At 57.1% G+C, this 10,554-nt stretch carries 7 protein-coding genes, 1 tRNA gene, 2 other RNA genes and 1 pseudogene; 1 reads left to right on the top strand and 10 read right to left on the bottom strand.

The genetic code is table 11. The features are described from left to right. A pseudogene (locus ACKLKD_RS24525) lies at nucleotides 1-130 on the top strand (IS5/IS1182 family transposase); the annotation flags it as partial. Nucleotides 131-264: 134 nt separating this feature from the next. Here the strand turns inward: ACKLKD_RS24525 and dppF are convergent. From dppF to eptB, 10 genes are all read right to left on the bottom strand, one after another. Then, on the bottom strand, nucleotides 265-1,278 hold the full coding sequence (gene dppF, locus ACKLKD_RS24520) for a dipeptide ABC transporter ATP-binding subunit DppF (RefSeq protein ID WP_087806108.1): 1,014 nt from the start codon (nucleotides 1,276-1,278) through the stop codon (nucleotides 265-267). Further along, nucleotides 1,275-2,258 (bottom strand): dipeptide ABC transporter ATP-binding protein, encoded by a 984-nt coding sequence (gene dppD / locus ACKLKD_RS24515; RefSeq protein WP_025714058.1) that lies wholly within the window; start codon nucleotides 2,256-2,258, stop codon nucleotides 1,275-1,277. Before dppD ends, dppF begins: the two co-directional genes overlap by 4 nt. Before the next feature lie 10 nt (nucleotides 2,259-2,268). After that, on the bottom strand, nucleotides 2,269-3,171 hold the full coding sequence (gene dppC / locus ACKLKD_RS24510) for a dipeptide ABC transporter permease DppC (RefSeq protein WP_004173938.1): 903 nt from the start codon (nucleotides 3,169-3,171) through the stop codon (nucleotides 2,269-2,271). Between the two features lie 9 nt (nucleotides 3,172-3,180). Next, the gene (dppB, locus tag ACKLKD_RS24505) at nucleotides 3,181-4,200 is read right to left on the bottom strand and encodes a dipeptide ABC transporter permease DppB (RefSeq protein ID WP_008806900.1); all 1,020 of its coding nucleotides are present in this window, start codon (nucleotides 4,198-4,200) and stop codon (nucleotides 3,181-3,183) included. 134 nt (nucleotides 4,201-4,334) lie between these two features. Further along, complete coding sequence (dppA, locus tag ACKLKD_RS24500; RefSeq protein ID WP_025714059.1) at nucleotides 4,335-5,942, bottom strand: dipeptide ABC transporter periplasmic-binding protein DppA; 1,608 nt, start codon at nucleotides 5,940-5,942, stop codon at nucleotides 4,335-4,337. A 713-nt stretch (nucleotides 5,943-6,655) separates the two neighbouring features. Beyond that, nucleotides 6,656-6,787: non-coding RNA, RtT sRNA (locus tag ACKLKD_RS24495), on the bottom strand. A 34-nt stretch (nucleotides 6,788-6,821) separates the two neighbouring features. After that, nucleotides 6,822-6,953: non-coding RNA, RtT sRNA (locus ACKLKD_RS24490), on the bottom strand. A gap of 34 nt (nucleotides 6,954-6,987) precedes the next feature. Further along, a tRNA-Pro gene (locus ACKLKD_RS24485) sits at nucleotides 6,988-7,064 on the bottom strand. A gap of 119 nt (nucleotides 7,065-7,183) precedes the next feature. Next, the gene (locus ACKLKD_RS24480) at nucleotides 7,184-8,578 is read right to left on the bottom strand and encodes an ankyrin repeat domain-containing protein (protein WP_080897605.1); all 1,395 of its coding nucleotides are present in this window, start codon (nucleotides 8,576-8,578) and stop codon (nucleotides 7,184-7,186) included. Between the two features lie 192 nt (nucleotides 8,579-8,770). Continuing rightward, nucleotides 8,771-10,444 (bottom strand): kdo(2)-lipid A phosphoethanolamine 7''-transferase, encoded by a 1,674-nt coding sequence (gene eptB / locus ACKLKD_RS24475; RefSeq protein ID WP_025714061.1) that lies wholly within the window; start codon nucleotides 10,442-10,444, stop codon nucleotides 8,771-8,773. Nucleotides 10,445-10,554 lie beyond the last annotated feature (110 nt).

Genomic DNA, 10,554 nt, shown 5'->3' with positions numbered 1-10,554 from the left:
TAAGCAGTTGTTGGGAGATTCACTGACGCTGCGTGACTACGATGGTCAGGTAGCGGAAGCTATGGCCATGGTGCGTGCGTTGAACAGGATGACAAAGGCTGGGATGCCAGAAAGCGTGCGTATTGCCTGAAAATCCAGCCAGCTACAGGGTCGTTCGCACGAAATCTTATTTATTCAACAAAGCCCATAAAGGGCAACAATATGCGGGAGGGTGTCATTCCCGCAGGAAGAGGCGCTCCCGGCCAGACGACCGGGAGCGCAATATCAGGCAAGATTTTTTTGCGGATTCTCATCCTGATCGACGGCAAAGCAGGCCACCAGCTGGCCGCCGTAATCCTTCAGCTGCGGCTGAAGCTGGGTGCAGGGACCGAAGCGACGACGGCAGCGCGCATTGAAGGCGCACCCCGGCGGCGGGTTCAGCGGGCTCGGCAGTTCGCCGGTCAGCTTGATCCGCTCGCGACGGTCGTCCGGGTTCAGCCGCGGCGTCGCCGACAACAGCGCCTGAGTATACGGATGGCGCGGATTGTTGAAGATCTGGTCTTTGGTACCCTTCTCCACGCAGCGGCCGAGATACATCACCATCACTTCATCGGCGATGTGCTCGACGACCGACAGGTCGTGGGAGATAAACACGTAGGACAGGCCTAAATCCTGCTGCAGATCCATCATCAGGTTCAGCACCTGGGCACGTACCGAAACGTCCAGCGCGGAGACCGGCTCATCGGCAATCACCACATCCGGATCCAGCATCAGCCCGCGGGCAATAGCGATACGCTGGCGCTGACCGCCGGAGAACATATGCGGGTAGCGATCGTAATGCTCGGTTTTCAGGCCGACCTTCGCCATCATCGCCAGCGCTTTTTCACGCCGCTGCTCTTTGCTCAGGCTGCTGTTAATCAACAGCGGCTCTTCCAGAATCTGCCCCACTTTTTTACGCGGGTTCAGCGAACCGTACGGGTTCTGGAACACAATCTGGATTTTTTGCCGCCGCAGCTTCTGCGCCTGCGGGTCGTGCTTAAGCAGATCCTGCCCCTGATAATACAGTTCGCCGCCGGTGGGAATTTCAATCATCGTCAGCAAACGACCCAGCGTCGATTTGCCGCATCCCGACTCCCCCACTACTGCCAGCGTTTTACCGCGCTCAAGGGTAAAAGAGACGCCGTCCAGCGCTTTCACCAGTCGTTCCGGGGCGAATATCCCCTTCTTCACCGGGTAGTGTTTTTTCAGATCAATGGCCTGCAACAGCGGTTGTGGCGTGGCGGCCTTTTGCGTACTCATAATCCAGGCCTCCCGGCATCATCGAGTGGGTAGTGACATTTAGACTGACGGCCGCCGGAAAGATCCGCGAGCACCGGCTCTTCGCTCCGGCATTTATCCGTGGCGTAGGGGCAGCGCGGGTTCAGCAGACAGCCGGCAGGACGGTCATATTTCCCCGGCACCACGCCCGGCAGCGAGGCCAGACGCGCTTTATCCTGGGCAAACTCCGGCAGCGCGCGCAGCAGCGCCTGGGTATACGGATGACGCGGCGCGCGGAAGATATCCTTCGCGTCGCCGGTCTCCACCACCTGGCCGGCGTACATGACGATAATTTTATGCGCGGCCTCGGCCACCAGCGCCAGGTCGTGAGTGATCAGCACCAGCGCCATATTCTCCTGCTGCTGCAGCTCCAGCAGCAGTTCGATAATCTGCGCCTGAATGGTCACGTCCAGCGCGGTGGTCGGTTCATCGGCAATCAGCAGCTTTGGCCGACAGGCAATCGCCATCGCAATCATCACGCGCTGGCTCATCCCGCCGGAAAGCTGGTGCGGGTAAACATCAAGCCGCGACGCCGGGTCGGGAATGCCCACCAGGTTCAGCAGGTCGATGGCCCGCTGGCGGCGGGTTTGCTTATTACCGCCCTGATGGACTTTGATCGCTTCCATAATCTGGTAGCCGACGGTGTAACACGGATTGAGGCTGGTCATCGGATCCTGGAAGATCATCGCCACCTCCGCTCCCACCAGCTGGCGCCGCTCTTTTTCAGAGATGCGCTGCAGGTCGCGGCCGTTGAACTCCAGTTTGTCCGCCATCACCCGGCCGGGATAGTCAATCAGGCCCATAATTGCCAGCGAGCTGACGGATTTACCGGAGCCGGATTCACCGACGATGCCAACCACTTCGCCCTGCTTCACGCTATAGCTGATGCGGTCTACGGCGCGGAACGGCGCGTTCTCATCGCCGAAATGCACCGATAATTTATCTACATTCAATAACGCCATCTCGAACCTCTTACTGCTTCAGTTTGGGATCGAGCGCGTCACGCAGACCGTCACCCATCAGGTTAAATGCCAGCACCGTCAGCAGGATCGCCACGCCCGGGAAGGTCACCACCCACCAGGCGCTCTGCGCGAACTGCAATACGTCGGAGAGCATGGTGCCCCACTCAGGCGTCGGCGGCTGCGCGCCCATGCCGAGGAACCCCAGTGCGGCCATGTCGAGAATGGCGTTAGAAAAGCCCAGCGACGCCTGAACGATCAGCGGCGCAAGACAGTTTGGCAGAATATTGACGAACATCTGGCGCATCGCGCCGGCGCCCGCCACGCGGGAAGCGGTCACATAGTCGCGGTTGACTTCGACCAGCACCGCGGCGCGCGTCAGACGCACATAGTGCGGGAGCGCCACGAAGGTCAGCGCCAGCGAGGCATTGACGATAGACGGCCCGAAGATAGCCACCAGCACCAGCGCCAGCAGCAGGCTCGGCAGCGCCAGCATAATATCGACGACGCGCATGATGATGGAATCCACCACCCCGCCGAAATAGCCCGCCACCAGGCCGAGCACCACGCCAAGGATCAGCGACAGCACCACCACCAGACAGCCCACCAGCAGCGACAGGCGGGCGCCGTACATCAGGCGCGACAGAATATCGCGACCCACGTCGTCGGTACCGAGCAGATGCGCCAGGCTGCCGCCGTCCTGCCAGAACGGCGGCGCCAGCAGCGAATCACGGAACTGATCCGCCGGGTTATACGGGGCGAGGAAGTTGGCGAACACCGCGATGACGATCATCACTACCACGTAAACCAGACCGACGACCGCCCCTTTGTTGCGTTTGAAATAGTGCCAGAACTCCTGCAGCGGGGTCATGGGCACCGGCGCAGCGATAACTTTATTTTCAGTAACTTGTGACATGATGGCCCCTTACTTCTTATGCCGGATACGCGGGTTCACCACGCCATACAGCAGGTCGACCAGCAGGTTGACGAGGATAATCATCGTCGCCACCAGCAGCACTCCGCCCTGCACCACCGGGTAATCGCGACGCTGCAGCGCGTCGATCAGCCAGCGGCCTAAACCAGGCCATGAGAAAATGGTTTCCGTCAGGATGGCGCCCGCCAGCAGGGTACCCACCTGCAGGCCAATCACCGTCACCACCGGCAGCATCGCGTTGCGCAGCGCGTGGACCACGATCACCCGCATCCGGGTCAGCCCTTTGGCGCGCGCGGTACGGATGTAGTCCTCGCCGAGCACTTCCAGCATCGACGAACGGGTCATACGCACAATCACCGCCAGCGGGATGGTGCCCAGCACGATAGCGGGCAGGATCATATGCATTAAGGCGTCAATAAAGTCGCCCTGCTCGCCCCAGATGGCGGTGTCGATCAGCATAAAGCCGGTCAGCGGCAGGGTATCGTCAAGGAACACCGTATCGCTGATACGCCCGGAGACCGGCGTCAGGTTCAGCTGCACCGAAACCAGCATAATCAGCATCATGCCCCACCAGAAGATAGGCATCGAATAGCCGGTCAGGGCCAGGCCCACGGCGGTGTGGTCGAAGATGGAGCCGCGTTTTACCGCAGCCAGCACGCCCACCGGAATACCGACGGCAACGGCAAAGATCATCGCGCAAACGCCCAGCTCAAGGGTGGCTTTGAAGCGCGGGACAAACTCTTGCCACACGGGAATGCGGCTTTTCAGCGAGATGCCTAAATCACCGTGCAGTACGCCCCAAATATAATGGGCATATTGCTGCCACAGCGGCTTATCAAGGCCCATTTCGGCCAGCAGCTGCGCGTGACGCTCGGGGGAAATACCACGTTCACCCGCCATGATCATCACCGGATCGCCGGGGATCATATGGACGAAGGCAAAGGTGAGAAGGGTGATACCGATAAATGTCGGGATGACGAGTCCCAAACGTCGGAGAATAAACTGCAACATAACCCGGATTCTCTCTAGTGACGCCCCGCCTGGCGACAGGGCGTCTGTATTGCTCACAAAAGCATTCCCCGGAATAGCGGGAACACGCCCCCCACCTCTCCCATACGGGGAGAGGGGGTCAGGCATCGTGCTTATTATTCGATGGAGACGTTATCGAAGTGGTGTTTGCCCAGCGGATCGACCACATAGCCTTTGACTTCTTTACGCACTGGCTCGTAAACGGTGGAGTGAGCGATGATCAGCGCCGGAGCCTGGTCATGCATCACTACCTGAGCCTGTTTGTACAGTTCAATACGCTTGTTGTGGTCGTCGGTGGCGCGGGCCGGCTGAATCAGATCTTCAAACGGCTTATAGCACCAGCGCGAGTAGTTGGAGCCGTCTTTCGCCGCGGCGCAGCTGAACAGGGTCGCGAAGAAGTTATCCGGATCCCCGTTGTCACCGGTCCAGCCCATCATTACGGTCTGGTGCTCGCCCGCTTTCGCCCGCTTCAGATACTCACCCCATTCGTAGGTGACGATCTTGGCCTGGACGCCAATTTTGGCCCAGTCAGACTGGATCATTTCAGCCATACGGCGGGCGTTCGGGTTGTACGGACGCTGTACCGGCATCGCCCACAGATCGATGGTGAAGCCTTTTTCCAGGCCCGCTTCTTTCAGCAGCTGCTTCGCCTTCTCCGGGTCGTAGGTGTAGTCTTTAACGTCATCGTTATAGCCCCACATGGTCGGCGGGATCAGGTTCTTCGCCGCCTGGCCTGCGCCCTGGTAAACGGCTTTGATGATCGCTTCTTTATTGACCGCGTAGGTGAGCGCCTGACGGACTTTCACGTCGTCCAGCGGTTTCTTCTCGGTGTTAAAGGAAAGATAACCGACGTTCAGACCAGGCTGTTCCATCAGGGTAATGCTCTTATCTTCCTTCATGCGCGCGATGTCCGCCGGGTTCGGATACGGCATCACCTGACACTCGTTTTTCTGCAGCTTGGCGTAGCGCACGGAGGCATCCGGGGTGATGGAGAAGACCAGACGATCGATCTTCGGCTTGGTGCCCCAGTAGCCCGGGAAGGCTTTATACAGAATGCGGGAATCTTTCTGGTACTGCAGCAGCTGGAATGGACCGGTACCGATTGGGTTAAGGTCTACTTTTTCCGGCGTGCCGGCTTTCAGCATGTTGTCGGCATACTCTTTAGAGAGAATGGAGGCGAAGTCCATCGCCAGGTCAGCGAGGAACGGCGCTTCCGGGCGAGTCAGGACGAACTGGACGGTATTATCGTCCACTTTCTTCACTTCGCTAATCAGGTCAGGTAACCCCATGCCTTCAAAGTACTCATAGCTGCCGCCAGAGACTTTATGGTACGGGTTATTGGTATTTTTCTGGCGATCGAAGGAGAACACCACATCATCGGCGTTCAGATCACGGGTTGGTTTGAATTCTTTATTATCCTGCCACTTCACGCCCTGACGCAGGTGGAAAGTGTAGGTTTTGCCATCCGGACTAATTTCCCATTTCTCGGCAAGCCCTGGAATAACTTCCGTCGTACCGGTTTTGAATTCGACCAGGCGGTTATAGATCGGTACGGAACTGGCGTCATAGGTGGTGCCTGAGGTGAAGAGCTGTGGGTTAAAGCCTTCCGGCGAGCCTTCAGAACAATAAACCAGGGTTTTCGCTTGTACGCTGGCGGCGACGGTCATGGCGACCAGGCTCAGACCAAGCTTCAGCATCCCTGATTTCTTCAAGGAAATACTCATTATTCTGCTCCAAAACTGTGATGTTGTTTGCATATATCCGCCGGACCTTTATTTATTTTTTACCCGGTCCGGTCGGTGGTGCCCGAAGGCGTTGAGAGAGATGGGGATTCCGTTCGCTAAAACGACTGAGTTGCAGTACGGATTCTCCATGAAATGCCCCTCATGCCCTACAATCTGTCAACAGAATGGAGAAACGTCAATACAGCCAGCCGGGTTTTACATCCGACGTGAGAAACCGCAGGCAAAGATTAAAAAAACTTGATGGCGCTATTTTCAGCAGAGAAATTTATGCTACTGGCAAATAAGCAGCATAAATAGCTCAATAATTCGCAACATCTGGTGGTAAACAATTCCAGCAAATGAGAAAAAATTCTTGCTATGTGACCAATATGTGAGCGATTAATAGCGTGAACGTTAAAACGCACAGCGGAAAATGCTGTATTGAGCCATAAGCTTCGCGAAAAAAGATCTGTTCATCGATAAAAAAATGCAATGGAAGATGTCACAAAATAGCGAACAGACGGCAGGAAACCGAGGTAAAGACGATTTTTGTGATTCTGATGGATATTTGCCGGTAGCGCACTGATGATGCCCGGCGGCGCTGCGCTTGCGCGGGCCTACGGAACGCAAGTCGAACCTCTGCCCCCGGAGGTTCTCATCCTCGCAGGCCATAGATGCAAAAAAGCCTGCTCGTTGAGCAGGCTTTTCGAATTTGGTCGGTGATAGAGGATGACTCGCCACTTCGTGACTCGCCCTGCGGGCCGTTGCTGACGCAACGTTCTCTCGCTTCGCTCGAGTCGAACCTCTGCCCCCGGAGGTTCTCATCCTCGCAGGCCACAGATGCAGAAAAACCTGCTCGTTGAGCAGGCTTTTCGAATTTGGTCGGTGATAGAGGATGACTCGCCACTTCGTGGCTCGCCCTGCGGGCCGTTGCTGTCGCAACGTTCTCTCGCTTCGCTCGAGTCGAACCTCTGCCCCCGGAGGTTCTCATCCTCGCAGGCCACAGATGCAAAAAAGCCTGCTCGTTGAGCAGGCTTTTCGAATTTGGTCGGTGATAGAGGATTCGAACCTCCGACCCCTTCGTCCCGAACGAAGTGCGCTACCAGGCTGCGCCAATCACCGAATGCGGGGCGCATCTTACTGCTGGGATGCCTACCCGTCAATGCCTTATTTTGAAAAAATCGCTCAACCGGCGAGAAACTCAGCAGTATGAGCAGCGAATCGCCGGCAGGTCATCGTTTTCAGCGACAGCTGACCTCAAACGCTTTGCGATGCTCGGATACCTTACAGGTCACCGGCTCACCAAGATAGGTGGAGCCTGCCGGTTTAAATTTAAAATCCCCCAGCAGCATCGTCAGTTCGCCCAGCTCCGGGCAGGATAGTTGGTGGCGCATGATGTCCGGGCGGGTGTCGTTATTCACCGCGCGGGCGATATCGCTGTATGCCAGCTTATCGGCGAACGTACTGGCGCAAAACTGCAGTTCGCTTTGCGCCATATGCGCAGCCTGCCCTTTCAGCTCGGCATGCTGCGCCAGCAACAACTGGCGAACCTCGCCGGCCCGGCTGTAGCCAATCGCCGTGTAGCCCTCTTTATTGCTGAGATTGACGTTAGCGCCAGCCTCGAGAAGCGCCTCGACATTCGTTTTGTTATTCATTTTGACTGCCAGCATCAGCGGGCTCAGGTCGTTGGCGGATAATAAGTCCACTTTTGCACCACGCTGCACCAGCGCCGCAATTACCGCGGGCGCCCCCTGCCCCGCCGCCACCTGCAGCGCCGTGAGTCCTTCACGGTTCGGTTTGTCCACCTCCACCCCGGAGGCCGACAGCGCCAGCACCAGATTCGGATCATCTCCCGCGGCCGCCAGCATCAGCGGTGTGGTGCCGGATTTATCCGCCAGGCTGGTGTCCGCCCCGGCGTTGGCCAGCGTCGTGATCGTTTCCGCCGAACGCGCGTGATCGACCGCGAGGAAAAAAGCCGATTCTCCTGAAGCGTTGACGGCCTTCACGTCCGCCCCGTGCTTGAGGAGCAGCGCCACGATCTCGTCGACGTTTTTCTTAAACGCACCGGGCGCCAGTTGTAACGCCATCTCTTCAGTCATCAGCGCACGGTTGCCCGTCGCCAGCGATTTTTCCGCCGTTGCGCCGACAATTTTGTCCAGCGTGCTTTTCTCTTCGACAGGCGCATCGGGCTTTTTCATTGCCAGAATATGCTGATAGTCGCTTCTGACGTCGCCGCCATCGGAGATGGCGGACATCAATGCCGTGCTCTTGTCGACAGTGGTCTGATTCACAGACGCTCCCGCCTGGAGAAGATCGCGGATAATCGCTGTATCGCTACCTCGCGCCGCCGCCAGCATCAGCGCCGTAACGCCCTGGCGCGTCTGGAGATTTGGCTTCGCCTGACGCTTAAGCAGCAATTCCACCACATCGCGACGATTTTCCGCGGCGGCGACCATCAAACCGCTTAAGCCGCTTTTGTCCTGACCATCCACATCCAGGCCGTTATTCAGCATCGCCTCGATGCTCGCCGGCGCATCATATTTACAGGCCAGCAGAAACCGGCTGGTCTCCTCCTCGGATTGACAGCCAACCAGCATCAGCAGGCACAGCATGGCTAATCCCTTGATTATTTTCATCGTTTCTCTCCATGAAAAGCATGTGCACAGGGGGCGAGAAGACTGGAGGAGCAGCAAAAGAAGAGGCAACTTGTCAGACACATCCACTGTGCGAAAAAAAATCCCTCGCGGGCGGTTACCAGCGAGGGATTAGCTTATCCTGGGCTCAGGAAGAGAGAACAGACCCGAGAATCTGAAAATAAACCCCGGGCCTTACTTTTTCCAGCGACACCAGTTGTTGTTCTCATTGATCCCGCCATCCGGCGAGGTATAGCCGAGGCAGCCCATAATGGTGTCGTACAGCTCGACGTGACGGCGCGGCACCTTCATCGCCGCCTGCTGCTGCAGATGGGCAAACGCGGCAGCGTGATCGGGATTTTCCAGGTACTTATCCGACATCCACACCATCATCGGCACGCGGAACTGCTCCGGCGGCGCCATCTTGCGCGGCGTACCGTGCAGGTGTTCGCGCTCGTTAATCGATTCCCCATGATCGGCGGCATAGAACACAATCGCTTTCTTGTCCCGCAGCTGGTCGAGGACGCTAACGATAAAGTGGTCGACATAGGTCACGCTGTTATCGTAGGAGTTAATCAGCTCCGCTTTTGAGCACTTGTTGTCGACACCGACGCATTCCGGCTTCCACTGCGCAAAGCTGCGCGGGTAGCGTTGGGTATAGTTAAAGTGTGAGCCTTTGGTGTGAAGGATGATCAGGTGCTTACCGGAGGTGTTGTCCTGGGCCATACCGCGCTTCATCTCCTCCACCAGCAGCATATCGTCAACGCTCTTGCCGCGGTTGCGCGGCTCGGCGCCAATCTGCTCGCGATAGGCAATATTGTTGGCCATCGTGTTGCTGTAGAACCACATCTCGCTCTGCATGGCATAGAGGTTGCCATTAAAGCCCAGCTGATGGAGCACCGCAAAAACGTTCTGCTCTTTGAGCGTCCGCTGTGGGTTATCCTCTGCTCCGCCCTGGCGTACAAACATGCAGCGTAACGACAGCTTAGTGGCGGTATCGCACGAGTAACCGCGGAAAGCGACGAGATTCTTCTCTTTCGCCAGCTCTGGCGTGGTGTTGCGGTTGTAGCCAAGAATACCCATATGATCCCAGCGGGTCGTTTCGCCAATGATAAACACCACATAGGTATCATCCAGGCCTTCGGGGGCGACATAGGTAAACTTCTTCGCTGGGTTAATCAGTGATTTATTATCGGAGGATTCATCCACCTGCGCCCAGGCGTACAGCCCCAGCGCCGACAGCCAGTTTGACGGCAGGTAGGAGTTGGCGATCACCCCGCCGTAGCTCGGCATATCGACTTCCGAATGGCGCTCAACGTCATGCTGGCGCAGCTCGAGCAGGCGAATAGGTCCCCAGACGATCAGCCCGGCGAGCACGACGATCAGCACGTTTTTCACCCGCTGACCTGGGGTACGCAGCTGGCGCAGCAGCGTATGGCGGCAGCGGTTACTCCAGATAAACAGCAGCGGCGGCGCGCTCACCACTACCAGCCAGAGGATCAGGTGCCAGCCGATCACCTCTTTCGACAGGTCGATATCGGTGGTCATCACCGAGGCGATAATCCCGTAGCCAATGACCACATTGAGGAACGTCATGTAGTAACTGGCGGCGGCAGAAAACAGGACAATCAGCGTCGCCAGAATGCGCCAGATGCGGCGGCCGAACAGCGACAACAGACGTAACAGGAAGAAGGTGACAAATACCGTGGCAACCAGTTCAACAACGCCGGAAAGCCCTTTCCAGAAAGTGAACTCTTGAGCATAACCATCAAAACGCCGAAAAAAAACGGCGACGTTCATAAACCAGCCGATGTACAGCGCCAGCCAAAAACTAAGCTTCTGCTGCGTCATCGTTCTAATATATTTCATGCAAGCAAACCTGGAAAAAGAAGAATAAAACACCGCCTGACGCTATGGCACGAGTCAGTAGGCTAATAGGGTGCGTTAGGGTTGGTTATCAGAAACCTCTACAAAGCGCG

Origin of the sequence: Klebsiella sp. 10982 (assembly GCF_048589245.1) — a bacterium.
Lineage (GTDB): Bacteria > Pseudomonadota > Gammaproteobacteria > Enterobacterales > Enterobacteriaceae > Klebsiella > Klebsiella quasivariicola.
The sequence above is the reverse complement of the archived record's forward strand: the minus strand, read 5'-3'. Positions and strand labels throughout refer to the sequence as shown.

Bases quoted from the DNA above. Each gene is read 5' to 3' on its own strand.
- dppF (WP_087806108.1), bottom strand. From the start codon at position 1,278: ATGAGTACGCAAAAGGCCGCCACGCCACAACCGCTGTTGCAGGCCATT.
- ACKLKD_RS24480 (WP_080897605.1), bottom strand. From the start codon at position 8,578: ATGAAAATAATCAAGGGATTAGCCATGCTGTGCCTGCTGATGCTGGTT.
- dppA (WP_025714059.1), bottom strand. From the start codon at position 5,942: ATGAGTATTTCCTTGAAGAAATCAGGGATGCTGAAGCTTGGTCTGAGC.
- dppB (WP_008806900.1), bottom strand. From the start codon at position 4,200: ATGTTGCAGTTTATTCTCCGACGTTTGGGACTCGTCATCCCGACATTT.
- eptB (WP_025714061.1), bottom strand. From the start codon at position 10,444: ATGAAATATATTAGAACGATGACGCAGCAGAAGCTTAGTTTTTGGCTG.
- dppD (WP_025714058.1), bottom strand. From the start codon at position 2,258: ATGGCGTTATTGAATGTAGATAAATTATCGGTGCATTTCGGCGATGAG.
- dppC (WP_004173938.1), bottom strand. From the start codon at position 3,171: ATGTCACAAGTTACTGAAAATAAAGTTATCGCTGCGCCGGTGCCCATG.